The sequence below is a fragment of the Neorhizobium sp. PAMB6630 genome, from assembly GCF_058242775.1.
The window spans coordinates 3,442,025-3,466,825 of the sequence record NZ_CM177836.1 but is presented as its reverse complement, the minus strand read 5'-3'; the positions used below and the strand labels follow the sequence as shown (position 1 = coordinate 3,466,825).

Here is a 24,801-nt window from a genome sequence, read left to right as displayed (position 1 = left end):
TTTCAACAAAATGACAGCAGCCTCGGCAAAATCGCTTGCAATCCCCCCAAGGACGCTTTAGAGGATCGCCAACGCCGACGGACAGTCGGTGAGGCAAGCACCCGTAGCTCAGCTGGATAGAGCACCAGACTACGAATCTGGGGGTCAGGAGTTCGAATCTCTTCGGGTGCGCCACTCTTTTTCAAGAACAATTTATCGTTCAGCGATCCGGTTCAGTCTTTTAGACTGTACCGGATTTTGCGTTTTGGCGCCGGTACTTTCCAACAGACCTGCTGCCGATGTCCGCATAAAAAAAGGGCAGCGAAGCGCCTGCTTCACTGCCCTTGCGATTGACCGTTCAGTCCGGTTCAGACGATTTTGTATCCCCGGTCGAAATAGACAAGCGCCTGGCCTTCTGTCTGGGAATGGATGGCCTGCACCTCGCAGAACAGCACGTCGTGGGTGCTGCCGTCGGCGATGGTGCGGATGCGGCAGTCGAAGGAGGCGAGCGCGTCTTCGAGGCGAGGGCAGCCGGTGTCGCTGGGGGACCAGGTGGCGGCGGCAAAACGTTCGTCGACGGGCGTCTTTCCGCCGAAGAGGCGGCTGAGTTCGATGTGATCGGCTGACAGCACGTTGACGCAGACGACCTGGTTGGCCGAGACGGCCGGATAGGCTGACGAGCCGCGGTTGAGGCAGACGATCAGCGTCGGCGGATTATCGGAGACGCTGCAGACGGCGGTTGCGGCAAAGCCTGCGCGGCCGCCGGGGCCATCGGTCGTCACGATGGTGACGGCTGCGGCAAGGCGAGCCATGGCGTTGCGGAAGGCGAGACGACGGTCCTCACCTGCAGTCTCTTCGGGGGCGGCAAGGGTCGGCGCTTGAGCAGGGGGCATGCGGATCTCCAGAGGGCGTGTGCGTGGCAGTCTACGATGTTTTTCGGGCAGGGGTTCATCCACCCGGCAACAAATTCTTGTATGGGGGCTAGGTGGTCGAGCCCGCATGGTCTGTCTTCAGGAAATCGACGACTGTGCGGTTGAACGCATCCGGGAAAACGATGTTCATGGCGTGGGCGCCGCTGTCGCTAAGTGACAGGGTGGCGTTCGGCAGGCCTTCGGCCAGCCGCTCCGAACGCGTACAGGGCACCAGAAGGTCGTCGCGCGTCGCCATCACCAGAGTCGGTGCGGTGATTTCGCCAAGCCGCGCATCGACATCGAAGGCGCGCAGTGCCGCGATCCGTCTGGTAACATTCGTTCTGCCCTGGAAATGGGTGACGCCGTGTTTGTCATCTTCGGCAAGACGGGCCGCGTTCGCGCTCATCCACCAGGCGGGATAAAGAAACAGCGGCTGCGCCTTCACAAAAGCTTCCACGCCGGATTTTTCCAACAGTTCCAGGCGGATATCGAAGCAGCGCCCAGAATGCGGGTCTGCCTTGCTCCAGGCATTGATCAGTACGAGTTTTTCGATCAGTTCGGGGCGGCGGAGCGCAATATCGAGGCCGATCAGGCCGCCCAGCGCGTGGCCGATGACGTGGAATTTTGTCAGCTTCAGCGCCTCGACAATCTCCAGCACGTCGTCGGCCATGGCGGAAATGCCGCCCTCCTCGGGCACCTCGCCGCCGGTGCGGCCGCAGCCGCGGTGGTCATAGGTCACGAGGCGAAAATGTTCGCCCAGCGCCCCGATCTGCGGCGCCCAATAGGCGCCGGAGCCGCCAAGCCCGGAGGAGAGCAGGATGGTCGGGGCATCGGGAGCGGTGTTGCCGTGGATGTCGTAATGCATGTCTATTTTGCTCTGGCTTGCCCCTCACCCTGGCCCTCTCCCTGCGGGGAGAGGGGAGAGCCTCGGGTGTGGAGTGGTTGCATTCTGTCCCTCTGTCCGCCTACGGCAGGGCAATCGCCTAGGAGACAAGTCCCCTCCCAAACCCTCCCCACAAGGGGGAGGGCTTAACCCGCCCGCACCGCCTGGTGCAGGAACCGGGCGCTTGCTGCGCGTTATCTCCCCCCTTGTGGGGGGGGGGGCGAAGGACGGGGCGAGACCCGTGGCTCGACCCCGGTCAGCCCGGCAGGGCAGAGAGGGTCTTGTTTCAAATGCGCTGGCCCTCCCGTTTGCGGGGAGACTGTGCCGGCAGGCGGACGAGGGGCGGCTTAACGCCCGCTCACTTCTTGCCGATATGCGCTACCGTTGCGATTTCCACCAGCGCATCCGGCTTTACCAGGCCGCATTGCACGCAGTAGCGGGCCGGTTCGTTGCTTGGAAAATATTCCGCATACACCTTGTTCACCGCCTGGTAATTGGCCCAGTCGGTGACGAAGATGTGGTTCATGGTGACATCCTGCATGGTGCCGCCGGCGGTTTCGATGACGGATTTGATCGTCTCCAGCACATGGCGGGTCTGGGCGGCGGCATCGCCGACATGGACGACGTCATTGTTCTTGTCGAAGGGCAGTGTTCCCGAGACGTAGAGGATGCCATCGGCCAGCGTGCCGGGTGAATAGGGGGCGAGCGGCTTGGATGTGCCTTCGGGAACGACGATGGTTTTCGGCATGCGTGAACTCCTTGAGGTAAAAGGGATTATTCGGCGGCATCGGCAGGGGCGGCCTGACCGATCGCGCCACAGAAATCATTGACGGTCGAGACCCAGCCGAAGAATTTTTCGACATTGTAGACTGTCGCCTGCTGGATGAACTCGGGGCCGAGGTGATGCGTCGCATCCTCCAGCATCACGCCAAAGTATTCGAGGTGGAAGGCGTCGCGCAGCGAGCTTTCCACGCAGACATTGGTGGCGATGCCGACAAAGACGAGATTGCGGATGCCGCGGGCTCTGAGCACGCTGTCCATATTGGTGTTGAAGAAGCCGGAATAACGCGTCTTCGGCACCAGAATGTCGCCCGGCTGCGGCTGAAGCTCATCGACGATGGCATAGTCCCAGGTGCCCTTGGCAAGAAGCTGGCCCTGCAGTTCTGGCCGGGCGCGCATGGTTTTCAACGCATTCGACTTGTGCCAGTTGGGCGAGCCCGGGCCACCGGCCTCGACATAATCCTTGTCCCAGCCGTTCTGGAAATAAACGACGAGCACGCCTGCTTCGCGGGCCGCATCGACCGTCTTCTTGATGTTTGCGATAGTGCCTTTCGCGCCGGCAATGTCGAAACCGGCGAGATCCACGTAACCGCCTTCGGTGGAATAGGCGTTCTGCATGTCAACGACGACAACGGCGGTTTCCGAGGGTTTCAGCGTGATCGGCTCGGGGCGGGCGGGAAGCGTGACGCTTTTCGTCCGCTCCGGGCGCGGCTGGTAACCTGCAACAACGGTGTCGCTCATTCGGCGGCCTCCAGCATTTCGGTCACATGGGCGCGGCTCTTCATCAGCGGCTGGACATATTTGCCAAACTTTTCGATGCCTTCGAGAAAGTCGTCAAACGTCAACATCACGCCGCCGGTGCCGGGCACTTCGCTCATCTCGTCCAGCATGGCGGCCACTTCCGCATAGGAACCGATCAGCGTGCCCATGTTGATGTTGACGGCAGAAACGGGGTTTGCCATGTGGCGCACATTGGTGTCGGAGCCGGACTTGGTGTCGGCCGCACTCTGCAGGCCCAGCCATTTGATGGCTTCCTCATCGGCGCCGGCCTTGTAATGTTCCCACTTGGCAAAGGCTTCTTCCGTGGTTTCCTCAGCCAGAACCATGGTCAGCACGAAGGAACGCACTTCGCGGCCGGTCTTGGCGGTCGCCGCCAGCAGGCGATCATTGGTGGGCGCAAAAGCTTTTGGCGTGTTGACGCCAACACCGAAGCAAAAGCTGTAATCGGCATATTTCGCCGAAAAATCCATGCCGGCATTGGACGAGCCGGCGCAGATCAGCTTCACATCGCCTTCCGGGATCGGCTTCATGCGGCAATCGTCCATCTGGAAATGCTTGCCCTTGAGGTCCGACTGGCCTGATGTCAGAAGGTCCTTCAGAACGGTCGCGTATTCCGACAAATATTCGTAGCGGTCGGAAAAATAGTCGTCGCCGGGCCAGAGGCCCATCTGGCTGTATTCCGGGCGCTGCCAGCCGGTGACGAGGTTGATGCCGAAACGGCCGCCGGAGATGGAATCGATCGTGGTTGCCATACGCGCCACGATCGCCGGCGGCATGATGAGCGTGGCGGCGGTGCCGAACAGCTTGATTTTGGAGGTGACGGCGGCAAGGCCTGCCATCAGCGTGAAGCTTTCGAGATTATAGTCCCAGAATTCCGTCTTGCCGCCAAAACCGCGCAACTTGATCATCGAGAGCGCGAAGTCGAAGCCGTATTCTTCGGCCTTCAGCGTGATCGCCTTGTTCAGCTCGAAGCTCGGCTTGTATTGCGGCGCGTTTTCCGACAGCAGCCAGCCGTTATTGCCGATTGGAATGAAGACACCGATTTCCATGTTCATGCTCCCTCTGTCGCGAGGCACGACCGGCCTCGATATGACAACAGAAAAGCAATCCGCGTGCCAGAATGAATATGTTCTATTTATTCAATGGCTTAGAAAATTTATCTCGGAAAAATTTATCAAATGGTCAAAAATTTACCGTCCGATCAATAAAAATGCGGCGGCGTGCCCGGCCAATAGGCAGGCGCGTGGCTGTTTTTTGATCTTTGTCAGATGCTGGCGCTGAAACGGGCATCGTTTCCGGCAGCAGAAAACAGCGCGTCAGCCGCAGCGCTTTTTCAGCCGGGCGAGATTGACGATCTCGATATGACGATTGGCCGTGATGGTGATGATGCCGTCCGATTTCAGCCGCGAAAACTGCCGCGACACGGTTTCGATGGTGAGCCCGAGGTAATCGGCAATATCGAGGCGCGACATCGGCAGGTCGAAAACGCGGGTCTCTCCCCGTGTATCCGGGTCGAGATGGGTTGCGATCAGAAGCAGAAGGCTTGCCACCTTTTCCGCCGCCGTCTTGCGCCCCAGCGTCACCATCCAGTCACGCGCCTCGTCCAGTTCGCGCAAGGCCTGGTCCATCAGTCGTTTGCGCAAGACCGGATTGCGCTCGACCAGCCTCTCCAGCGTCAACTTCGGAACGCGGCAGATGGTAATGTCGGAGGCGGCCTCCGCCGTCATCGGGCTTTCGCTGGCATAAAGGCGGCCGACGAGATCCGGGGCAAACTGCAGGCCGATGATCTGCTGGCGGCCATCCTCCAGCGTTTTCGACAGTTTGACCACGCCGCTCATCACATTGTCATAGGCGTCGACATCGGTGCTTTCGCCCACCAGTTCCGTGCCGGCGGGCTGTTCGATCTGGCGGGTCTGGCGCGAAAGCTGCAGCAGTTCTTCCGGGGCAAGCGCGCCGCACATGCCCTTGTGGCGCACGTCGCAGCTTTTGCAGAGCACGGGTGTGTCGAGGGTGTGGATGTCGCGGCGGGTTATGTCCATGGCCGCCAAGATATAGCCCTTCCAGCGCACCTGCACCATCCGGCTTGATCTTGATCAAGGCAGCGCTGTTTTTCCTTTTGTATTCCGAGGACAGAAAAGGAAGGGACCATGCAGCCAGATCTTCTTGCCCGATATTCCGCCCCCGTGCCGCGCTACACGAGCTATCCGACCGCCCCGCATTTCCATCCGGGCGTCGGGTCCGAGGCCTATGCCCGCTGGCTTGGCAAAGAGGATGGCGATGCGCCGCTGTCGCTTTACCTGCACGTGCCCTTCTGCGACCGGCTGTGCTGGTATTGCGGCTGTCATACCAAACAGGTGAAGCGGTATGATCCGGTGGGCGCCTATGTGGATGCGCTGGTGGCGGAAATCGCGCTGGTCGCCTCCCACCTGCCGAAACGGCGCAGTGTCGGGACGATCCATTTCGGCGGCGGTTCTCCCACCATCCTGTCGTCCTCGGATCTGACACGGCTTCGCCAGGTGCTGGAGGCACATTTCGACATCGACCCGACGGCAGAAATCAGCGTCGAGATCGATCCGGGCTACGTGGATGCAGTCAAACTTGCTGCATGGCGGGATTTCGGCATGACGCGGGCAAGTGTGGGCGTGCAGGATTTCGATCCGGCCGTGCAGGCAGCGATCAACCGGCCGCAGAGCTTTCACCAGACGGAGCGTGTCGTCAGCCTTCTGAGGGAACTCGGCATTGGCGGCGTTAATCTCGATGTTGTCTACGGCCTGCCGCATCAGACGAAGGAAAGCCTGAAGGAAACGCTAACGCTCTCGCTCTCCATGCAGCCGGACCGCTTTGCCATTTTTGGTTATGCGCATGTGCCATGGATGAAGAAACACCAGACGCTGATCGACGAGGCAGCGCTTGCCGGTGTCGAGGGGCGGCTGGAGATGTTGCAGCTGATCGGCGAGCAGTTGAGTGCCGCCGGTTATCTGGCCATCGGCATCGATCATTTTGCGCGACCGGGCGACAGCTTGGCGCAGGCGCTGGACCGGGGTGAGGTGAAGCGCAATTTCCAAGGGTATACGACCGACCGCGCGCCGAGCCTGATCGGCTTTGGCGCCTCGTCCATCGGGCGGGTCGAAGGCGGTTATGTGCAAAATATCGTGGCGACGGGCGACTATATCCGCACCGTGCGCGAGGGTCGCCTGCCGATTGCCAAGGGCTTTGCGCTCTCCCCGATCGACCGGGCGGTCGGCGATGCCATCCAAGGCTTGATGTGCGCTTACGAGTTTTCCGTCTCTGCTCTCAGGGCGCGTTACGGTGCCGCCGCCGAAAGTGTGCGGGCAGATGCCGAACGCATCCAGGCGGATGACACGGACGGCTTCATCCGTTTCGATGGCGACCGTTTCGAGGTTCTGCCACAAGGGCGGCTTTTCGTGCGCACGATCGCTGCCCGCTTCGACCGCTATTTCGGCGCCGGCAAGGCGCGCCATTCGGTGGCCGTCTGACGATCAGCGTTTGCCCCAGGCAATAAAGGCCGGATTGGCGAAATCTGCCATGTCGGGGCGTCGGCGCTTGCCATAGAGGAGCGGCGTTCCATCGGTGAGAAGTGTGATGCCGCCGGCGGCCCGCAGCACGGCATCGCCGGCAGCCGTATCCCATTCCATGGTGCGGCCAAAACGTGGATAGACGTCGGCAAGCCCTTCGGCGAGCAGGCCGAATTTCAGCGACGAGCCGATGTGGCGACACTCCGACACATTCATCTGCTGAAGACAGGCGGCGGTTTCCGGATCCTGATGCGACCGGCTGGCCATGGCAATCGGCGGCGTGGCGGCCGCACGCGCGCTGATGGCATGGCGTGAGATAACCTGCTGGTCTGCGTCGAGCGTCAGTTTGACAGCGCCATCCGGCCCGCCCAGATACGCTGTGCCGAGCACTGGCGCATGAACAATGCCTGCCACCGGCACGCCGTTGTCGATCAGCGCGATGTTGACGGTGAACTCGCCATTACGGCTGATGAATTCGCGCGTGCCATCCAAGGGATCGATCAGCAGGAAACGGCCGCCTGAAATATCCGGCACGATGCCGGCGGCCACCTGTTCCTCGGCAATGATCGGAAGATCGGGAAGCGCCGGGGCAAGGATCGACAGGATGATCTCTTCGGCGCGGATATCGGCTTCTGTCACCGGGGTCGCATCGGCCTTGGTATCCACCGCACAGCCGCGCGCGTAAATATCCAGAATGACGCGGCCGGCCTCAAGGGCGGCCTTTTCGAAAAGAGCAAGCATTGGGCATGTCCATGGCATGGGTCTTCGTGTGGTGATGCGGTATCGGGCGCGAAAAAGCAAATCCGCCGCCTTGCCGGGCCGGGCCGGCTGGTCCTATGGTCGCGCCGCCGTGCTTCGAAACGAAGGCCGGCAGCAGTCAGGCAGGAAGGACAAGCACCATGCGATGGAAACGGACGATGCAGTTGCTGGATGTCCATGCCGAAGGCGAAATCGGCAAGGTGGCCATCGGCGGCGTGCCGAAAATTCCCGGTGTGACCACGGCTGACAAGCTGGCCTGGCTGAACAGCGATCCGAAGGGGCAGGAGCTGCGCCGCTTCCTGTGTCTCGAGCCACGCGGAAACCCCATCGGCTCCGTCAACCTGCTGGTGCCGCCCAGCGACCCCTCAGCCGATGCGGCCTTCATTATTCTTCAGCCGGATCAGGCCCATGCCAGTTCCGGCTCCAACTCCATCTGCGTGACGACGGCGCTTCTCGAAAGCGGCATGGTGGAGATGCACGAGCCGGAAACCATCGTTGTTCTGGAAACGGCGGCTGGTCTGGTGCGGGCGCGCGCCACTTGCCGCGATGGTCGCTGCGAGCGCGTCGAACTCACCATGGTGCCGTCCTTCGTCCACGCGCTGGATGTGTCGCTTGAGACGAAATGGGGAGCAATCAGCCTCGATCTCGCCTATGGCGGCGTGTTTTATGCGCTGGTGGATGTGGGCCAGATCGGCCTTACCATCGAAAAACACAATGCCGCAGCGCTGGTTGCCGCCGGCATGGAGTTGAAGGCTGCGGTAAATGAGAAATTCCCGGTCGTACACCCGGAAATCCCCGCCGTCTCCGGCGTCGCCTATGTGATGTTCCGCGATATCGACCCTGACGGAGCCGTGCGCACCTGCACCACGATGTGGCCGGGACGCGCCGACCGCTCGCCCTGCGGAACCGGCAATTCGGCCAATCTCGCCACGCTTTACGCGCGCGGCAAGGTGAAGGAGGGAGACGTTTTCACGTCGCGCTCTATCATCGGTTCGGAATTCCGTGTCGGTTTGTCGGGCGTGACTGAAATTGCCGGACGACCGGCAGTCATCCCCACCATCAGCGGGCGCGGATTTACCTTCGGTCAGCAGACGGTGGCGCTTGATCCATTCGATCCATTGGCATCAGGCTTTGCCATGACCGATGTCTGGGGGCCGTCAGCCGGCGATATTCCCGGCTGAGCCTCAGATCGACAGCAGCGACGAGGGGATTTCCACGTCGCCTTCCTGCAGCACCAGCATGTCGAGCCCGTTATTGGGCGCTGCGTCATTGGAGGCAACATTAGGTGCCGGAGCCGGCACGACGCCCGCATCCTGCATTTCCTTCAGCTTCAGCGCACCGAACGTATCGCCGGTGGCGGCAGCCTCTGCATACATTTCCGCGGCAGCCTGCGGATTGGCGGCAATGCCTTCGCCTGCCTGATACATCAGGCCGAGATTGATCATGGCATCGGCATTGCCGCGCTTGGCAGCGATATCGTACCAGGCAATTGCCAGCTGGTTGTCTTCCGGCACGAGATCGCCCTCGTCATACATCGCGCCGATGTTGAACGCTGCGGTGTCATCACCGCCGGCAGCGGCCTTCTCGAACCAGTTGAGGGCTTCTGTGCCGTTCTTGTCGGTGCCGAGACCGTCACGATAGGCAACGCCGAGATTGTAAGAGGCCAGCACATTGCCGGCCGCCGCTGCCTCGCTATACATCATGAACTCGCGCGTGGTGTCGCCGAGGCGGCCGAGCAGCATGCCGAAGTTCACCTTTGCGGCGGAATAGTCCGCATTGACGGCCGTCTCATAGGCAGTCATGGCCTGGTCGGCTTCCTGTGTCTTGTTCAGCGCGCGACCGAGCTGGTAGGCGAAGCGTGGATTATGGGTGGATTCGAAGGCGATCCGGCAGGCAGTCACGGCCTGCGTATCGATTTCTTCGATTCCAACCGGAGCGTAGGCCATGTTGCGGTTCTGGTCGTAGGGGCTTCCGGCCATGCGGTCGCACTGGTCTTGCATGGCTGCGGCAAGAACCACCTGTGCGGGCTCGCGGGCATTCGGAGCGACAGTCAGTGCTCCCAGAACCACGACGGTTCCGGCACACACACTTGCGAAATTCCTGATCTGTGAAGAACGGGCGTTCATTCTTCTCTCCGGTTCAAAACTTTATATTTGATTAATGAACGCAGGACTTGACAGCCGGTTCCGTCGATCTGTGCCGATCACGGCTTGATGATCAGCACTGGCCTTCGTTTCGGCGTCAGCAATGAAAAAAACCAAGGCCCGATCAGTTGTCGGCCTTTGCCAACGGGTGCTATGGCGGGGATAAGACGGATCACACGGAACAGCACGCCATGAACAGCATTCGCATTCGCCGCCCCGATGACTGGCACCTGCACCTGCGCGACGGCGCGGTGATGGCGGCCGTGATTGGAGACACAAGCCGGCATTTCGCCCGGGCGATCATCATGCCGAACCTGGTGCCGCCCGTCGTGACCACCGCGGATGCCAAGGCTTACCGCCAACGCATTCTGGACGTGCTGCCGACTGGTGATCGCTTTCAGCCGCTGATGACGCTTTATCTGACCGAACACACAGACCCTGATGATGTGGAGGAGGGGCTGAAGAGCGGCCTCATCACCGCCGTCAAGCTTTATCCGGCCGGTGCCACCACAAATTCCCACGGCGGCGTTCGCGACCTCGACAAGGCGATGCCGACACTGGAGCGCATGGCCAAGATCGGCATGCCGCTCTGCGTGCATGGCGAGGTGACGACGCCGGAGGTGGATATCTTCGACCGCGAGGCGGTGTTCATCGATGAGAAGCTGGATGTGATCCGCCGCCGCCTGCCGGACCTGCGCATCACCATGGAACATGTGACAACGAAGGATGGCGTGGATTACATTCTCGGCGCCGACCGCAATCTGGCCGGTTCGATCACCACCCATCACCTGATCATCAACCGCAATGCGCTGCTCGTCGGCGGCATTCGCCCGCATTATTATTGCCTGCCGGTTGCCAAGCGCGAACATCATCGCCAGGCACTGCGCAAGGCGGCAACCTCGGGCGATGCCCGCTTTTTCCTCGGCACGGATTCGGCCCCGCATGTCGATCCCTTGAAGGAATGCGCCTGCGGCTGCGCTGGCATCTATACCTCGATCAACACCATGAGCTGCCTTGCCCATGTCTTCGAAGAGGAAAACGCCCTCGACAAGCTGGAGGCCTTCGCTTCGCTGAACGGCCCCGCCTGGTACGGCCTTGCCGCCAACGAGGAGATCATGGTGCTGGAAAAGCAGGATGCACCGGTGGACTATCCGGCAAAGCGCGATACGGAGGCAGGACCGGTGACGGTGTTCGACCCGATGTTCCCGCTGCACTGGCAGGTCGTCTAGCTTTGCGGCCAGGTTTCGGCCGTCCCGCGACACTATCCAGGATCTGGATCCAAGATCTGGCTGCCGCCCCACACTGGGGCTGCAGCTTGTATAAGGACATGTCCCCGAGGCCAGAGACAGCTGGTTGCCCGGTTATATTTTCCGGTCATAAACCGTTTAACACTTTCGACATACATGCTTTAGTATTTTGAGTGCAGTTACCGCCGGAACAATCTCCACCGGCGTCAATTTCTTTTAAGACACCTTCGCCTTAGAAATCCGGCGGGCATGATGCTTGATTACCGAACGTTACTGATTTCGTTGGGCGTATCCACGCTTTGCCTGCTGGTCACCTTGTTTGCCACATGGTTTGGCCGGCGCGGCGATGGTTTTCTGTTGACCTGGGTGGTGGGGCTGGCCTGGCTGGTCGTCGCGATATTCTGCTACAGTTACTATACCGAATACCCGTCAAACTTTGTTCTTGGTATCAGCTTCGGCACCATGCTGGTGGGGTTTGCCATTATCTATGCGGCAGCGTTCCAGTTCCGCACGGACCAATCACCGGTGCGGCGTGCCGTCTTTGCAAGCGTCTTTTCGCTTGTCCTCACCCTGTCGCCGATTGCTATCGGTTATGACGGCATCGGTTTCGTCCTGCTCAATCTCTCCTGTGCGGTCATGCTGTTTGGCACCGCCCTCGAATATCTGCGCGGACGCCAGGAGGCGCCGGGTGCGCTTGTGGGCATGGCGGTCCTCTATGCGTTGACGGGCCTGTCCTTCGTTCTGTGTGCCGTGGTGATTACGGCAAACGGCCAGTGGGTCATGGGGCAGGCGCCGGACAATTTTTCCGAAGCGATCAATACGGGCGTCAGCATTGCCGGCATGACCGGTATCGGTGCCATGTCGCTGATGGTGCATCAGGCGCGCATCACCGCCCGCCACCGTCGCGAGGCAATCACCGATGCGCTGACGGGGCTCTATAACCGCCGCGCGCTGTTTGAATTGCATCAGCGCGACCTGTTTACCGACGAGATGGCGGTGATCGTCTTCGACATCGACCGGTTCAAGGCGGTCAACGACCAGTATGGTCATGCGGTGGGGGACGAGGTGATCCGCTGCCTTGCGGAAGACCTGAAGGATGCCGTGGGCCTCAGCACGGCGGCCAGGCTTGGCGGCGAGGAATTTGCCGCGGTTCTTCGCAGCGCCGCCCCCGGTTATGCCGAATGGCTTGCCGAGCGCATCCGGCGCAATTTTGCCGAGCGCGAATTGAGCGCCGGAGATGCCCGCTTCCGCGTCACCGTCAGTGCCGGCATTGCCTATGGCTTCACCGAAGGGCGGGATTTCGACGGCATCCTGAACGCCGCCGACGCCGCCCTTTACGAAGCCAAGCGCAATGGCCGCAACCGCGTGCACCGGGTCGTCGAGCGTGACCATGAAGGGACCCGGACCACCGCGTGACGCTGGTTTTTCCGGTGCCGTCTTACCGGTGCAAAAGCATCTTTCTGTCGCGCTGCCGCCGGATAAACCGTGTCGCCCGCTGGTCAGTCGGCGCTGTTGCTGCTATTTGCGCGCAACGCAAACCGGTGGAGATGAGCATGGTTCATTTGATGTATCCCGAGCGCGGCGTGATGGCCGAATTGATGGCGAAAATGCTCTGGGAAATCGGCGCGGTGCATTTTCGCCCGCAGGAGCCCTACAAGCTGGCCTCCGGCATGGCGAGCCCAGTTTATATCGATTGCCGCAAGCTTCTGTCTTATCCGCGCATCCGCTCCGCCATCATGGATTTTGCCGCCGCCACCGTGACCCGCGACGCGGGCTTTGAACGGTTCGATTGCATTGCCGGTGGCGAGACGGCAGGTATTCCCTTTGCCGCCCTTCTCGCCGACAGGCTGGCTCTGCCGATGATCTACGTGCGCAAGAAGCCGAAAGGCCATGGCCGCGCCGCCCAGATCGAGGGTCATATGCCGGAAGGCGCCCGCGTGCTCGTGATCGAGGACCTGACGACGGTCGGCGGCAGCATGTTCCAGTTCATCGATGCGGTGCGGGCAGCCGGCGGTGTTGTCGATCATGCCATCGCGCTGTTTTATTATGGATTTTTCCCGCAGGCCGAGGCGCGTTTCGCCAATGGTCGCGTCACGCTGCACCACATCGCCACCTGGCGCGAGGTTCTGGCGGCGGCGCGGGCGCAAAAGCTGTTCGATGCAGAGACGCTGTCGGAAGTCGAAAGCTTCCTTGATGCGCCGCTGGCCTGGTCGGCCCGCAATGGTGGCGTCAGCGAATTGCCCGAGGCCTGAGGCTGGCCTTTTTCGCAAACCTGATTTAATCGATTGAAGACCCGGTCCGCCTTCGAGGAGAATTCAAATGATCTTGTGCTGCGGTGAGGCTCTCATCGACATGTTGCCGCGTGAAACAACGCTTGGCGAAAACGGCTTTGCGCCTTACGCAGGCGGCGCGATTTTCAACACCGCCATCGCTCTGGGCCGGCTCGGCCAGCCGACAGGCTTCTTTACCGGCCTGTCCGACGACATGATGGGCGATATCCTGCGCGAGACGCTGAAGAAGAGCCATGTGGATGCAAACTTCTGCGCCATCTCGTCGCGTCCGACGACAATTGCCTTCGTCAAGCTGGTGAACGGCCAGGCCACCTATGCCTTCTACGATGAGGGCACGGCCGGACGGATGCTGTCGCGCGAGGACCTGCCGGAGCTTGGGGACGAGATCGAGGCCATGCATTTCGGCGCGATCAGCCTCATTCCGGAACCCTGCGGCGAAACCTACGAAACGCTGATGGCGCGGGAATTCAAGACGCGCGTCATCTCGTTTGACCCCAACATCCGCCCCGGCTTCATCAAGGACCGCGAAAAACATCACGGCCGCGTTGCCCGCATGGCCGCCATGTCCGACATCATCAAGTTTTCCGATGAGGATCTTGAGTGGTTCGGCATGGAAGGCGATCACGATACACTGGCCAAATACTGGCTGGGGCAGGGGGCAAAGCTTGTCGTCATCACCCGCGGTGCTGAAGGCGCCATCGGCTATACCGCCGGCTTCAAGGTTGTGGTGCCCGCCGAGCGGGTGACGGTGGTCGATACCGTCGGTGCCGGCGATACGTTTGATGCCGGTATTCTCGCCTCGCTGAAGCGGCAGAACCTGCTGTCGAAGGAAAAGGTCGCAAGCCTTTCCGAACAGGCTGTGAAGGATGCGCTGGCACTGGGCGCCAAGGCCGCGGCCATCACCGTGTCGCGCGCTGGCGCCAACCCGCCCTATGCCCACGAAATCGGGCTCTGAAGTTTTTAAAACCGTTCGAGCCTCGGGCTCGGACGCAAAATGGCTCTGACCTAAAAAGGGGTGGCAACGTCGCGTTGCCACCCCTTTTTCATTTCGGGAGCAGGGCTGGCCCCGCTTAAAAATCTCAGCCGACCAGCGCCTTGACCAGACCGGTGGTCGAGCCGTCCTGTCCCTCGCCCGCGGCCTTGCCCTGGATGACAGGCAGGAGGCCGGTTGCCAGTTCCTTGCCAAGCTCGACGCCCCATTGGTCGAACGAGTTGATCTTGAACAGCACGCCCTCGACGAAGACGCGGTGCTCGTAAAGCGCAATCAGGCGGCCGAGCGCAAACGGCGTCAGCTGGTCATAGACGAAGGTGATCGAGGGCCGGTTGCCGGTAAAGACGCGGTGCGGCGCGATATGATCGATCTTGGCGGAATCCATGCCGGCTTTAACAAGCTGGGCCTTGGCCTCGTCCAGCGTGCGGCCCTTCATCAGGGCGGCCGACTGGGCCAGGCAATTGGCGATCAGCAGCTCGTGCTGGTGGCGAAGGTTTGGTTCGAAGCCGGTCTTGGCGATCATGAACTCGGCCGGGATGACAGTCGTGCCCTGGTGGATCAGCTGGTAGAAAGCGTGCTGGCCGTTGGTGCCGGGCTCGCCCCAGACGACCGGGCCGGAATTGCCCTCGACCGGGGTGCCGTCGATGGTGACGCCCTTGCCGTTCGATTCCATGTCGAGCTGCTGGAGATAGGCCGGGAAACGCGTCAGGCGCTGGTCATAGGGCAGGATGGCGCGCGAGGGGTAATCCAGCACATTGCGATGGTAATAGCCGATGAGGCCGAGAAGGGCCGGCAGGTTTTCGCGCACCGGCGCCTCGCGGAAATGCGTATCCATGGCATGGGCGCCATCGAGGAATTTTCCGAAATTCTCCGGGCCGACGGCGAGCATCAGCGGCAGGCCGATGGCAGACCAGATGGAATAACGTCCACCAACCCAGTCCCAGAAACCAAAGATACGGTCACTCTCGATGCCGAAAGCGGCGACCTTGTCGAGCGCGGTGGAGACGGCGCAGAAGTGGTGTTTTACGGCTTCTTCGCCTAGCTGATCGGCGATGAAGGCGCGGGCGGACGCCGCATTCGTCATCGTCTCGATGGTGGTGAAGGTTTTGGAGGCGACGATGAACAGCGTCGTCTCGGCGTCCAGCAGCTTCAGCGTGTCGGCGATGTGGGCGCCGTCGACGTTCGAGACAAAATGCGCGCGCGGGCCGTCATGGAACGGGGCAAGCGCCAGCGTTGCCATGACCGGACCGAGATCCGAGCCGCCGATGCCGATATTGACCACATCGGTGATGGCCTTGCCGGTGGCACCCTTCGTCGCGCCGGAGCGGATGCCGTCGGCGAACGCGGCCATGGCGGCAAGCACGGCGTTCACATCCGGCATCACGTCCTTGCCGTCCACCAGCACCGGCGTATTGGAGCGGTTGCGCAGCGCGGTGTGCAGCACGGCACGGTTTTCAGTAAAATTGATCGCTTCGCCGGCAAACATGGCCGCGCGCTTTTCCGCCACGCCGCCTTCGGCAAACAGGGTTTCGAGCAGCGCCATTACCTTGTCGTTCACGGCGCATTTCGAATAATCCATCAACAGGTCATCGAAGCGTGCGCTGAACCGGTCGAAACGGGAGGGGTCGGCGGCAAATGCGGCACGCAGATCCGTCGCCTCCGTGGCGGCGGCAGTGGACTTCAGCTGTTCAACGATCGCCTGCATGGCATTCCTCTTGGGTCATCAATGATAGATGACGGAACCTATTCGGTTTCCCGATCAAATCAAGGCTGGCGAGGGGTGGATGTCGGCAGATCGCTGTTATTGACCAACAGCCGTCTGCACCGTGCCGCCGATCGTCTGGCCCAGACGGTCCACCTGTTCCACATAGGTGCGCCGCGTGCGGGCATCAAAAACGGCAATGGGGGCGCTGACGGCAACGCTTGCCGCGCCACCCACCGTCTGCGCGGTGCCGACGGCAAGCGCCCCGATGCTTTCGCCAAGGCCGATGGAGGAATCGGTGACGGTCTGGCCGGCGATCAGCCGGTTGCCGAGAAGTTTGACCACATAGGGACTTTCGGCAAATTTTCCGTGGTTCAACTGGTCGCCGCCCTGGAGGGCTGTGAGGTCCAGCACTGTGATGCCGGCCTTTTCGAGTTGCGAGCGATAGGGTTCCTGGCGCGGGTCGATCTGGCCGAGGCGGTCGACATTGCCGGAAATGCGCCGCGACAGTTGCAAGGCCCGGTCGTCCTGCGACACGAACAGCGTGATGTTGGGCCGTTTCTTGCCCATCTCGTCCAGCTGGCGGCCGAACACGTCGACATCGAGATCAGGAGAGGCCAGTATGACATTCTGGATTTTTGGTGACACCCGCCCGTCGCGGATCGCCATCTGGCGCAGCGCCTCCATGGTCAGCCACGAACCCATGGAATGGGCCATGACAGTGATTTCGCCAACGCCTGGATCCTCGGACACCCGCCGCAGCATGGTTTCCAGTGCATCGCGCGAATAATTGGTGCTTTCCTTGTCGTAATTATAGGCAAAGATGCTGCCACGCGACGGCCAGGTGAAAAGAACGGGCGCCACATCGGCGCCGCTGTCATGCACGATCTGAGCAAAACGGTAGACGGCATCCTCGTAACGGTTGTTGAAGCCGTGGACGAAGACCAGCACACGCCGGCTTTTCGGCATATGGGCCTTCAGCCATTGGCGTGATTGCGGAATCGTCAGCTCGTTGACGGCAAGCGTTGCAAATTCCTTAGCCGGATCGGCCGGCAGGCGCTTTGGCCACTGCACCTGGCCAACCTTGCGCATTTTTTCCGGCGGGATCGACACTTCGATTTCCGTGGCTTGGGGTTCCTTGCCGCGTTCGCCGGAAAACAGGATGCCGGGATTATCGGATGCCTTGCGGGTGGTGGCAACCAGCACATCCACCTTGGATGTGCCGCGCGCCTCAAGCGTGGTGGGGACGAGAACACCCTCGGCGCGGCTGGCACAGCCGGATACCAGCGACAGAAGCGCAAGGAGGACAATCGCCCGCGAGCCCCCCTTAAGGCGGGGCGAAACAGGCGTGCGGACTGTGAGGTTGAGGAGCCTGGTCAAATCCTGTTCCGTCAATCAGAGGCTGACGGGCCGGATAGCCCGCGTTCATGCCTTACTCATAAACGCCGGCTGCTTCGCCGTCCATCCCGCACGCGCTCTTTCGTGACGGTTCTTAAAATGCGTCACTTCGGCCGCAGCTCGCGCCGCAGGATCTTGCCCACAGGCGATTTTGGCAGTTCGGTGCGAAACTCGATGGATCTCGGCCGTTTGTAATTGGTGAGGTTTTCGGCGCAATGCGCCTTGAGCGCCGCTTCCGTGAGTGACGGATCTTTCTTCACCACGAAAAGCTTTACCGCTTCGCCCGAATTGCCATCGGGTATGCCGATGGCGGCGCATTCAAGAACGCCCGGATGCATGGCGGCCACCTCTTCCACCTCGTTGGGGTAGACATTGAAGCCGGAGACAAGGATCATGTCCTTCTTGCGGTCGACGATTTTCACATATCCACGCTGGTCCATGAAGCCCATGTCGCCGGAGCGGAAATAGCCATCCGGCGTCATCGCCTTTGCGGTTTCATCCGGTCGGTTCCAGTAACCGGCCATGACCTGCGGACCGCGAATGCAGATCTCGCCGACTTCGCCATGGGTCAGAGAATGGCCATCCTCGTCGCGGATGCTGACTTCGGTGGAGGAGACGGGCAGGCCGATCGTTCCGGTAAACTCCGTCGTATCGACGCGGTTTGCCGTGGCAACAGGCGCTGTTTCGGAAAGCCCATAACCCTCGGTAATCGGGCAGCCGGTCATCTGGAACCAGCGCTCGGCCACCGGCCGCTGCACGGCCATGCCGCCACCGAACACCAGGGTCAGCGCGGAATGATCGAGCTTCTGGAACTCGGCATTGTTCAAAAGCGCGTTGAACAGCGTGTTGAGCCCGGGAAAGATATGGATCTTGTGTTTTTGGATTTCCTTCACCAGCGCCGGCAGGTCACGCGGATTGGCGATCAGCACATTGTGACTGCCGGTGGCGATCCCCATCAGCGAATTCACCGTCAGCGCGAAGATATGGTAAAGCGGCAGCGCGCAGAGAAACACCAGAACGTCCGGCCGCTGGCGTTTCAGGAAGGCGCTTTCCAGCCAGTATCCCATCTGGTCCTTATTGGAGAGAAGGTTGCGGTGCGTCAGCATCGCGCCCTTGGAAACGCCCGTCGTGCCGCCGGTATATTGCAGGAAAGCCAGGTCATCCAGCGCCACCTCGATGGGGCGCAGCGTGCCTCGGGCACCCGCTGAAAGAACCTGCCGGAAACTTTTTGCCATCGGCATGGACCAGGCAGGCACCAGCTTCTTGACGCGCCGCACGACCAGATTGACGACATGGCCCTTGAGGCCGAGCATATCGCCAAGCGCCGTCACCACCACATGTTTGACATCGGTTTTCGCCACGACCTGCTGCACGGTATGGGCAAAGTTTTCGAGCACAAAAATGGCGCGGGCGCCCGAATCGTTCAGCTGATGCTCCAGCTCGCGCGGGGTATAGAGCGGGTTGACGTTGACCACCAAGAGGCCGGCCCTGAGAATGCCATAGACGACGACCGGGTTCTGCAGCACGTTCGGCATCATCACCGCCACGCGGTCGCCCTTGACGAGGCCAAGGCCCTGCAGCCAGATGCCGATCTTGCGGCTTTCCTCTTCGAGCGTCCGAAACGTCATCGCCTTGCCCATGCTGGAAAAGGCGGTGCGATCCGCATAACGCGTGCAGCTTTCCTCAAACAGCTGGCCCAGCGAGCGATGGGCAAGTGGCGGAAGTTCGGCTGGCACAGTTGGCGGATAGGATGCGAGCCAGATTTTTTTCGGCTCCAACGCGGCGGGGGTGACGGCTGACATGGCGGTGTGTTCCTCCTCGAATGGCAAGTCCCGCGTGGCCTCCACTCCAGCCGCGTGACCGCTTGATGCTTTTTCCGGTCATCCTACACCGGCTTTGACGGAAAGCTAAATAACTTTGACGTAAACGTCAATTGATCCCGTGGAGCCTGATAAAGAGAAACGGGTCTGAGGCCGCAGGGGGCTTCGGCTGTGCATCTGGAGGACATTTGCCAGGACGTATCGATAGCAAACCGCGTGTGGAGCGGAACATTCGATACAGCCCGGCGTTGGTCTTTCAGAGGAAACAACCAAGGAGGCAAACCATGTTGCATCAGGAACCGAGAGCCGGCCAGGATCCTTACGTCAAGGACAGTTATGCGCTGATTGCCAGCGACAAGGTCGAAGGGACAAGCGTTTATGGGGCGGATGGCAAGCGGATCGGCTCGGTCGAGCGCCTGCTTCTTGAAAAGCGCGGCGGCAAGGTTGCTTATGCCGTTTTGAGTTTTGGCGGCTTCCTCGGGATCGGCGACGATTATTTCCCGCTCCCCTGGGAAAAGCTTCGGTATGATGAGCAGCTTGACGGCTATCGCATCGACCTGACCAAGGACCAGATCATAGGCGCACCGCGCTATCAGGATCGCGACGATGATCGCTTCTATCGCGAGAACGACCGCACGATCTACGACTATTACGGTGTTCCGCCCTACTGGATGTAAGGTGCAGATCGTGCCCTGAATGACCGATAACACAACGGCCCCGCTCTGGATTTCAGCGCGGGGCCGTTTTTTTATGGGCTGTCGTCAGAACAAAACAAGGCCCGGGAGCGTGCTCCCGGGCCAGTTCTCGATCGGCACTGCCGGCCTTGATCAGCAATTCTGCACGGGTGCCGTCTGGGCAGACGTACCTTGCGTCTTTGCATTGGGCGTGGACGTGTCCGGGCTGCAGTTCTGGCCGGCCGTGCCGCCAGCACCTGATGCCGTATTGTTGGTATCCGTGCTGCCACCGGTCTGGCCGGATGTGGAACCGGACGTGCCGCCAGAACCGCTGCCTGCGTCAGTCCCGGACGAGGCGCCCGCGCCACCCGTGCTGCCCGAACCCGCGCCGCCAGAACCGGAGCCGCCCGAACCGGAGCCGCCCGAACCGGAGCCGGATTGTGCAAAGGCTGAGCCTGCAAGGCCGACAGACAGGATGGCGACGGTCAAAAGTTTTTTCATCATGATGTTTCCTCCTTCGGCCGACAGTTTTTGCCAGCCTTCAGGATTTCCAACCGCGTGACGCTGCAATTGTTTCCGAAAAAAACGAGCGGCTGCAGCGAGGAGGCAGGCAATAGCCGAGCCTCAACAGATCGAAAACAAGTGTGTCATGCAGGGAGAGAAAAATGGTGCCGCTTGCAGGACTCGAACCTGCGACCCCATCATTACGAATGATGTGCTCTACCACCTGAGCTAAAGCGGCGCCGGCAAAACCCGGTGGGGCTTGCGGTGTGACGGGGCTGATACAGGCATTGCGCAGAGATTTCAAGCGGGGATTTTCACATCCTGTGCATCTCTTTTGCCAAACTGCCTTGGAAGTGCCTTCTCTGGCGCCAAAGGAAGGCGAGAGCGCCGGACTTGCAGTTCTGCCTCTGAGCGTTTACCGAAAGCACAGGCGCTCATCGGTTTGCCGGGCATGGATTAAGCCCACGGCACGACCGGGCGGACTGCAGGACGGACAGCAAAAGTGAAGGCGACGCAGTGAGTGGATTGGAAACGGCAATCAGGAACGCGCTGTCGCGCTCCGAGCGCGGCGACGCCACCATTCGCGCCCGTATTTATCAGACGGCCCGGCAAGCCCTGGAAGCGGGCCTCACGCGCCAGGCGGTGACCGATCCTGATGTCATCGCGGCTGAACGGCAGCGTCTGGAACTGAAAATCCGCGAAATCGAAGGCGAGGAGCGGGCGCGCGCGACTGATCTTTCACAGTCGGCGCCGCATGTGCGCGCGCAGGAGCCGCCGGTTTCGCCCGCGCCCACTCCCCAATCGCCCGCGTCCCCAGCCTCTGCGTCTCGTGCGCCTGTCCAGCCATCGTTCCCGCCGGAGATTTCCGCGGTCTCGCCCGATGCGCCTCCCGCTTCGCGGCCCCGCCGCGTCGATCCTGTCATGGCGCCGCCTGTGGCACCGCAGGATCGGTCGGCAAGCGACACCCCTGCGGATGCGCGGATATCCGAGCCGAGCCTGGACGATGCCATGCGCGCACCGGAGAGCCATGCAGCAGAGCCGGCACCTTCGTCAGAGAGCGGATTTGCCGACCTCGGGGGCATGCGCGCCGAACGCCGTGATGATCGGCTTGCGCCACCGCCCGTGCCCGAGCGTAAAGGCCGGCAGGCCAAGGTGAAGCCGGCGCGCGGCCGGAAGGGCAATATGGATGCCGCATCCGGTCTGTCTAACGGCGATGCCGCGCCCGGTATTCCCGGCGAAAAGCGCAAGCGCCGCCGGCGCGGTTTGATCTCGCGCCTGTTCATCTGGCTGATCATGCTGACCTTTATCGTGATGGGCGGCTGGTGGGCCTGGACGTCCGGCCTGTTTCTGACGGCAGCCCAGCGCGATACGAGCGTTCCCAATCCACCGGCGACCGTGAGCGAGGAAGACTTTTCCGGAACGCCTGCCGGCACCCCCGCCGGCTTCGACCCGCAGCACGGTTTTTCCGCAGATTGGCTGGAAGTGTATGGTCCCGATCGCAAGGCGGCGGTCTCGGCCGGCGCGTCGGCCACCGTGGAAACCGTTGCCATGGCGGATGGTCCGGCTCTGCGTATCACGTCGGCTTCCGCCGATGAGAGCGGCGACGTTGCCATCGAAGTCCCCGTCGATATTCTGCGTGAACTGTCCGGCAAGACCTCGACCATCGCGCTGACCCTGCAATCGGCAGCGGATAGGTCGGTGCAGGTGGCGGTGCGTTGCGGCTTCGCAAGCCTTGGCAATTGCTCGCGCCACCGGGTTGCGGCCTCGCAGGAGCGCGCCGATACGCTGTTTCGCGTCACCTTCGATCGCACACTTGCCCCTACCCAGCCGGGTCGCATCTACATCAACAGCGACATTCTCGGCGGCCGTTCGCCGATCTTCCTGTATTCGGTACGGGTTCTGCCCGGCCAATAAGGCCGGGCCAAACTTCGTGTCGTTTCAGGCTCTCAGTCGAAGGCCTTGCGGCCGAAACCGAGGATCTTGTAATCGACATCGCCGATCGCCTCGTCGTTGCGGCCGTCGTAATCGAGAGTGGTCAGGATTTGCCGGATGATGTTCAGCCGGGCGCGGCGCTTGTCGTTGGCGCGGATGATGATCCAGGGCGCATCCTCAGTGTGGGTCTTGTCCAGCATCAGGTCGCGTTTTTCGCTGTAATCGTCCCATTTCGACAGGGCCGCGATATCCATCGGTGACAGTTTCCAGATCTTGCGTGGATCATGGCGCCGGTCGTGAAAGCGTTTCATCTGCATTTCGCGCCCGATGTTCAGCCAGAACTTAAAGAAGAAAATGCCTTCGTCGACGATCAACTGCTCGAAGGCCGGTGTGACCTTCAGGAAATGCTTGTGTTGTGCGGGTGTGCAAAAGCCCATGACCGGCTCCACGACGGCCCGGTTGTACCAGGAGCGGTCAAACAGCACGAGTTCGCCCTTGGTCGGGAAATGCGTCACGTAGCGCTGGAAATACCATTGCCCCGCTTCCGTCTCGGTCGGTTTGGTCAGCGCCACCACGCGGGCCGAGCGCGGATTAAGGCAGGCATGGATGGCAAAGATGGAGCCGCCCTTGCCGGCGGCATCGCGGCCCTCGAACAGCGCCATCACCCGCTTTCCGGTCTTCTGCAGCCAGATCTGCGCTTTGACCAGCTCGATCTGCAAGGTTTCCAGTTCCTCGTGGTAGCGGTCGTCGTCCAATTTCTTGTCATAGGGGTAATTGTCGGAGCCGAGCGCATTTTCGGAAATCCACTTTGGCAGATGCGGATCATCGATGTCGAAGCGGCGGTTCTTTCCGTCGATTTCAATCTCGGCAATGCGGCTGCCGATTTTGCCCAGGCCATCCTGCTCGTCCATCTGTGTCTCCTCGTCCTTTGCGTCTGTCTTCTATGTAAGGCTTTGCAGCAGAAAATCCGCTTTGCCTGTTGAGAAAACAAAACAGGTTCCAATTTTGTCAAACGCAGGGACGTGGCGATGTATATCTGTCATGCGAGAAGGCTATCACCATCCGTCAGGCTGGTGTTGCACCGGGAATTTGGCGGGGAGAGGCATGCATGACGCATGGGGTAAGGGCAGGGCGTGTCGAACAGTTGCGTCGCGGCTGGCTGGTCGTGACGGCGGCAAGCCTGCTGGCCGCCCTGGCGCTCGGTGCCGAGATCAATCCGGTCTTCGTCGCGGCCGGTTGGCTGTTGATCGTGCTGTCGCTGCTGCTTGGCCCTTCGCTTCCGATCGCCGAGGAACCGTCCATGCCGGCGCCGGCCCCTGCGCCCCTGCGGCGCGATCCCCTGGAAGATGTCGCCGATGCCTATGGCGCGCTCGACATGCCGGTGATCGTGCTGGGTGCCGATGCCAACGTCCTCTTCCAGAACCCGGCCGCGACGAAGGCTTTTGGTGCCATGACGCCCGGTGCCCATCTGTCGGCGCGGCTTCGCACGCCGGGAATCCTGGACATGGTGCGCGAAACGATTGCCACCGGCGAGCCGAACCAGATCGAACATTCCGAACGCCATCCTTCCGAGCGGGTCTATATCCTGCGGGTGGCGCCCATCGAGGATGGGGGGAGCGGTTTCGCCAAGCGCTATTTCGCGCTGTCCTTCCGGGATATTTCCGAGCTTCGCAGCATTGACCGCATGCGCTCCGATTTTGTGGCCAATGCCAGCCACGAGTTGCGCACGCCGCTTGCGTCGCTGCGCGGCTTCATCGAGACGCTGCAGGGGCCCGCGAAATCCGATCTCGCCGCCCATGAGCGGTTTCTCGCCATCATGCTCGATCAGGCAACCCGCATGAGCCGTCTGGTGGACGACCTGCTGTCGCTGTCGCGTCTGGAATCCAAGGCGCATATCGCGCCCAATCAGATGGTGGATCTGGTGCCGCTCGTCGGCAGCGTGCGCGATTCCCTGGTTCCGCTTGCCCACGAACTGGGCGTCGAGATCCGCATGCACCTGCCTGATGGCAAGGTGGAGGTCACCGGTGACCGCGACGAACTGGTGCAGGTCATCGAAAACCTCATCGAGAACGCCTGCAAATATGGCCAGGAGGGCAAGATCGTCGATGTTCACCTGCGCCGCGAGCCACAACAGCCGGTGGAATTCAGCGTCATCGACCGGGGAGCGGGCATTCCTGCCGAGCATGTGCCGCGTCTGACGGAAAGGTTTTACCGCGTCAGCGTGGCCGACAGCCGGTCGAAAAAGGGCACGGGTCTCGGGCTTGCCATCGTCAAACATATCCTCACGCGGCACCGCGCGCGCCTGATCGTTAAATCCGAGCTGGGCAAGGGAACGGACTTTACCGTAAGATTTTGACACAAAGAACGGTTCAGACGCGTTAAGCTGAAAAATAACGACGCGTTTTCAAAGGCTTGACGTGTCACAAATGTTTCACCGAAATGACATAAAAGGTGAGGCTCGGGCGGCTAA

General features: G+C 61.1%; 22 protein-coding genes and 2 tRNA genes. 10 read left to right on the top strand and 14 right to left on the bottom strand.

What is annotated here, in order from left to right:
• The first annotated feature begins 97 nt into the window (after nucleotides 1–97).
• A tRNA-Arg gene (locus tag AC4CWF_RS16500) sits at nucleotides 98–174 on the top strand.
• A gap of 173 nt (nucleotides 175–347) precedes the next feature.
• Here AC4CWF_RS16500 and AC4CWF_RS16495 read toward each other — a convergent pair.
• The 6 genes from AC4CWF_RS16495 to AC4CWF_RS16470 form a co-directional block, all read right to left on the bottom strand.
• Nucleotides 348–872, bottom strand: coding sequence for a flavin reductase (locus AC4CWF_RS16495; RefSeq protein WP_491282712.1), 525 nt, complete (start codon nucleotides 870–872; stop codon nucleotides 348–350).
• An 88-nt stretch (nucleotides 873–960) separates the two neighbouring features.
• Nucleotides 961–1,755 carry a pyrimidine utilization protein D gene (rutD, locus tag AC4CWF_RS16490; protein ID WP_491282711.1) on the bottom strand — a complete coding sequence of 265 codons (795 nt, stop codon included), beginning with the start codon at nucleotides 1,753–1,755 and terminating at the stop codon, nucleotides 961–963.
• 376 nt (nucleotides 1,756–2,131) lie between these two features.
• Nucleotides 2,132–2,521, bottom strand: a complete 390-nt coding sequence (gene rutC, locus AC4CWF_RS16485; protein WP_006728548.1) for a pyrimidine utilization protein C — start codon at nucleotides 2,519–2,521, stop codon at nucleotides 2,132–2,134.
• A gap of 26 nt (nucleotides 2,522–2,547) precedes the next feature.
• Nucleotides 2,548–3,294 (bottom strand): pyrimidine utilization protein B, encoded by a 747-nt coding sequence (gene rutB, locus AC4CWF_RS16480; RefSeq protein ID WP_491282710.1) that lies wholly within the window; start codon nucleotides 3,292–3,294, stop codon nucleotides 2,548–2,550.
• Complete coding sequence (rutA, locus tag AC4CWF_RS16475) at nucleotides 3,291–4,382, bottom strand: pyrimidine utilization protein A (protein ID WP_491285454.1); 1,092 nt, start codon at nucleotides 4,380–4,382, stop codon at nucleotides 3,291–3,293. Before rutA ends, rutB begins: the two co-directional genes overlap by 4 nt.
• A gap of 267 nt (nucleotides 4,383–4,649) precedes the next feature.
• Entirely contained in the window at nucleotides 4,650–5,411 is a 762-nt protein-coding gene (locus AC4CWF_RS16470; protein WP_491282709.1) for a Crp/Fnr family transcriptional regulator, read from the bottom strand.
• 69 nt (nucleotides 5,412–5,480) lie between these two features.
• On the opposite strand from AC4CWF_RS16470, the gene hemN reads away from it, so the two are divergent.
• Nucleotides 5,481–6,830, top strand: coding sequence for an oxygen-independent coproporphyrinogen III oxidase (hemN, locus tag AC4CWF_RS16465; RefSeq protein WP_491282708.1), 1,350 nt, complete (start codon nucleotides 5,481–5,483; stop codon nucleotides 6,828–6,830).
• Between the two features lie 3 nt (nucleotides 6,831–6,833).
• Here the strand turns inward: hemN and cysQ are convergent, their stop codons facing one another.
• A complete protein-coding gene (cysQ, locus tag AC4CWF_RS16460) occupies nucleotides 6,834–7,610 on the bottom strand; it encodes a 3'(2'),5'-bisphosphate nucleotidase CysQ (RefSeq protein ID WP_491282707.1) in 777 nt (258 codons plus the stop codon).
• 158 nt (nucleotides 7,611–7,768) lie between these two features.
• Between cysQ and AC4CWF_RS16455 the strand changes: the two genes are divergently transcribed.
• Nucleotides 7,769–8,809 (top strand): proline racemase family protein, encoded by a 1,041-nt coding sequence (locus tag AC4CWF_RS16455; RefSeq protein ID WP_491282706.1) that lies wholly within the window; start codon nucleotides 7,769–7,771, stop codon nucleotides 8,807–8,809.
• 3 nt (nucleotides 8,810–8,812) lie between these two features.
• On the opposite strand, the gene AC4CWF_RS16450 is transcribed toward AC4CWF_RS16455, so the two are convergent.
• The gene (locus AC4CWF_RS16450; protein WP_491282705.1) at nucleotides 8,813–9,754 is read right to left on the bottom strand and encodes a tetratricopeptide repeat protein; all 942 of its coding nucleotides are present in this window, start codon (nucleotides 9,752–9,754) and stop codon (nucleotides 8,813–8,815) included.
• A 209-nt stretch (nucleotides 9,755–9,963) separates the two neighbouring features.
• Between AC4CWF_RS16450 and pyrC the strand changes: the two genes are divergently transcribed.
• The 4 genes from pyrC (at nucleotide 9,964) to AC4CWF_RS16430 (ending at nucleotide 14,265) form a co-directional block, all read left to right on the top strand.
• Nucleotides 9,964–11,001, top strand: coding sequence for a dihydroorotase (gene pyrC, locus AC4CWF_RS16445; protein ID WP_491282704.1), 1,038 nt, complete (start codon nucleotides 9,964–9,966; stop codon nucleotides 10,999–11,001).
• 267 nt (nucleotides 11,002–11,268) lie between these two features.
• Nucleotides 11,269–12,435: a GGDEF domain-containing protein gene (locus tag AC4CWF_RS16440; protein ID WP_491282703.1), complete on the top strand. Its 1,167-nt coding sequence runs from the start codon at nucleotides 11,269–11,271 to the stop codon at nucleotides 12,433–12,435.
• A 137-nt stretch (nucleotides 12,436–12,572) separates the two neighbouring features.
• Complete coding sequence (locus AC4CWF_RS16435) at nucleotides 12,573–13,271, top strand: orotate phosphoribosyltransferase (protein ID WP_491282702.1); 699 nt, start codon at nucleotides 12,573–12,575, stop codon at nucleotides 13,269–13,271.
• Between the two features lie 67 nt (nucleotides 13,272–13,338).
• Entirely contained in the window at nucleotides 13,339–14,265 is a 927-nt protein-coding gene (locus AC4CWF_RS16430) for a carbohydrate kinase family protein (protein ID WP_491282701.1), read from the top strand.
• Nucleotides 14,266–14,389: 124 nt separating this feature from the next.
• Here AC4CWF_RS16430 and pgi read toward each other — a convergent pair whose 3' ends face one another.
• From pgi to AC4CWF_RS16415, 3 genes are all read right to left on the bottom strand, one after another.
• Complete coding sequence (pgi, locus tag AC4CWF_RS16425) at nucleotides 14,390–16,006, bottom strand: glucose-6-phosphate isomerase (RefSeq protein ID WP_491282700.1); 1,617 nt, start codon at nucleotides 16,004–16,006, stop codon at nucleotides 14,390–14,392.
• A gap of 96 nt (nucleotides 16,007–16,102) precedes the next feature.
• On the bottom strand, nucleotides 16,103–17,314 hold the full coding sequence (locus AC4CWF_RS16420; RefSeq protein ID WP_491285450.1) for an alpha/beta hydrolase: 1,212 nt from the start codon (nucleotides 17,312–17,314) through the stop codon (nucleotides 16,103–16,105).
• Nucleotides 17,315–17,505: 191 nt separating this feature from the next.
• Nucleotides 17,506–19,203 carry a long-chain fatty acid--CoA ligase gene (locus AC4CWF_RS16415; RefSeq protein WP_491282699.1) on the bottom strand — a complete coding sequence of 566 codons (1,698 nt, stop codon included), beginning with the start codon at nucleotides 19,201–19,203 and terminating at the stop codon, nucleotides 17,506–17,508.
• A 302-nt stretch (nucleotides 19,204–19,505) separates the two neighbouring features.
• Here AC4CWF_RS16415 and AC4CWF_RS16410 point away from each other — a divergent pair, with 302 nt between their 5' ends.
• On the top strand, nucleotides 19,506–19,898 hold the full coding sequence (locus AC4CWF_RS16410) for a PRC-barrel domain-containing protein (RefSeq protein WP_491282698.1): 393 nt from the start codon (nucleotides 19,506–19,508) through the stop codon (nucleotides 19,896–19,898).
• Between the two features lie 150 nt (nucleotides 19,899–20,048).
• Here the strand turns inward: AC4CWF_RS16410 and AC4CWF_RS16405 are convergent, their stop codons facing one another.
• Nucleotides 20,049–20,399, bottom strand: coding sequence for a hypothetical protein (locus AC4CWF_RS16405; protein ID WP_491282697.1), 351 nt, complete (start codon nucleotides 20,397–20,399; stop codon nucleotides 20,049–20,051).
• 162 nt (nucleotides 20,400–20,561) lie between these two features.
• Nucleotides 20,562–20,637, bottom strand: a tRNA-Thr gene (locus tag AC4CWF_RS16400).
• 278 nt (nucleotides 20,638–20,915) lie between these two features.
• Between AC4CWF_RS16400 and AC4CWF_RS16395 the strand changes: the two genes are divergently transcribed.
• Nucleotides 20,916–22,313 (top strand): hypothetical protein, encoded by a 1,398-nt coding sequence (locus tag AC4CWF_RS16395; RefSeq protein WP_491282695.1) that lies wholly within the window; start codon nucleotides 20,916–20,918, stop codon nucleotides 22,311–22,313.
• 32 nt (nucleotides 22,314–22,345) lie between these two features.
• Here the strand turns inward: AC4CWF_RS16395 and ppk2 are convergent, their stop codons facing one another.
• The gene (gene ppk2, locus AC4CWF_RS16390) at nucleotides 22,346–23,242 is read right to left on the bottom strand and encodes a polyphosphate kinase 2 (RefSeq protein WP_491282694.1); all 897 of its coding nucleotides are present in this window, start codon (nucleotides 23,240–23,242) and stop codon (nucleotides 22,346–22,348) included.
• 197 nt (nucleotides 23,243–23,439) lie between these two features.
• Between ppk2 and phoR the strand changes: the two genes are divergently transcribed.
• Nucleotides 23,440–24,687: a phosphate regulon sensor histidine kinase PhoR gene (gene phoR / locus AC4CWF_RS16385; RefSeq protein WP_491282693.1), complete on the top strand. Its 1,248-nt coding sequence runs from the start codon at nucleotides 23,440–23,442 to the stop codon at nucleotides 24,685–24,687.
• Nucleotides 24,688–24,801: the final 114 nt, after the last annotated feature.

What these genes read in the sequence shown, in the direction of transcription:
- AC4CWF_RS16495 (WP_491282712.1), bottom strand. Translation starts at nt 872, where the DNA reads ATGCCCCCTGCTCAAGCGCCGACCCTTGCCGCCCCCGAAGAGACTGCA.
- rutD (WP_491282711.1), bottom strand. Translation starts at nt 1,755, where the DNA reads ATGCATTACGACATCCACGGCAACACCGCTCCCGATGCCCCGACCATC.
- rutC (WP_006728548.1), bottom strand. Translation starts at nt 2,521, where the DNA reads ATGCCGAAAACCATCGTCGTTCCCGAAGGCACATCCAAGCCGCTCGCC.
- rutB (WP_491282710.1), bottom strand. Translation starts at nt 3,294, where the DNA reads ATGAGCGACACCGTTGTTGCAGGTTACCAGCCGCGCCCGGAGCGGACG.
- rutA (WP_491285454.1), bottom strand. Translation starts at nt 4,382, where the DNA reads ATGGAAATCGGTGTCTTCATTCCAATCGGCAATAACGGCTGGCTGCTG.
- AC4CWF_RS16470 (WP_491282709.1), bottom strand. Translation starts at nt 5,411, where the DNA reads ATGGTGCAGGTGCGCTGGAAGGGCTATATCTTGGCGGCCATGGACATA.
- hemN (WP_491282708.1), top strand. Translation starts at nt 5,481, where the DNA reads ATGCAGCCAGATCTTCTTGCCCGATATTCCGCCCCCGTGCCGCGCTAC.
- cysQ (WP_491282707.1), bottom strand. Translation starts at nt 7,610, where the DNA reads ATGCTTGCTCTTTTCGAAAAGGCCGCCCTTGAGGCCGGCCGCGTCATT.
- AC4CWF_RS16455 (WP_491282706.1), top strand. Translation starts at nt 7,769, where the DNA reads ATGCGATGGAAACGGACGATGCAGTTGCTGGATGTCCATGCCGAAGGC.
- AC4CWF_RS16450 (WP_491282705.1), bottom strand. Translation starts at nt 9,754, where the DNA reads ATGAACGCCCGTTCTTCACAGATCAGGAATTTCGCAAGTGTGTGTGCC.
- pyrC (WP_491282704.1), top strand. Translation starts at nt 9,964, where the DNA reads ATGAACAGCATTCGCATTCGCCGCCCCGATGACTGGCACCTGCACCTG.
- AC4CWF_RS16440 (WP_491282703.1), top strand. Translation starts at nt 11,269, where the DNA reads ATGATGCTTGATTACCGAACGTTACTGATTTCGTTGGGCGTATCCACG.
- AC4CWF_RS16435 (WP_491282702.1), top strand. Translation starts at nt 12,573, where the DNA reads ATGGTTCATTTGATGTATCCCGAGCGCGGCGTGATGGCCGAATTGATG.
- AC4CWF_RS16430 (WP_491282701.1), top strand. Translation starts at nt 13,339, where the DNA reads ATGATCTTGTGCTGCGGTGAGGCTCTCATCGACATGTTGCCGCGTGAA.
- pgi (WP_491282700.1), bottom strand. Translation starts at nt 16,006, where the DNA reads ATGCAGGCGATCGTTGAACAGCTGAAGTCCACTGCCGCCGCCACGGAG.
- AC4CWF_RS16415 (WP_491282699.1), bottom strand. Translation starts at nt 19,203, where the DNA reads ATGTCAGCCGTCACCCCCGCCGCGTTGGAGCCGAAAAAAATCTGGCTC.
- AC4CWF_RS16410 (WP_491282698.1), top strand. Translation starts at nt 19,506, where the DNA reads ATGTTGCATCAGGAACCGAGAGCCGGCCAGGATCCTTACGTCAAGGAC.
- AC4CWF_RS16405 (WP_491282697.1), bottom strand. Translation starts at nt 20,399, where the DNA reads ATGATGAAAAAACTTTTGACCGTCGCCATCCTGTCTGTCGGCCTTGCA.
- ppk2 (WP_491282694.1), bottom strand. Translation starts at nt 23,242, where the DNA reads ATGGACGAGCAGGATGGCCTGGGCAAAATCGGCAGCCGCATTGCCGAG.
- phoR (WP_491282693.1), top strand. Translation starts at nt 23,440, where the DNA reads ATGACGCATGGGGTAAGGGCAGGGCGTGTCGAACAGTTGCGTCGCGGC.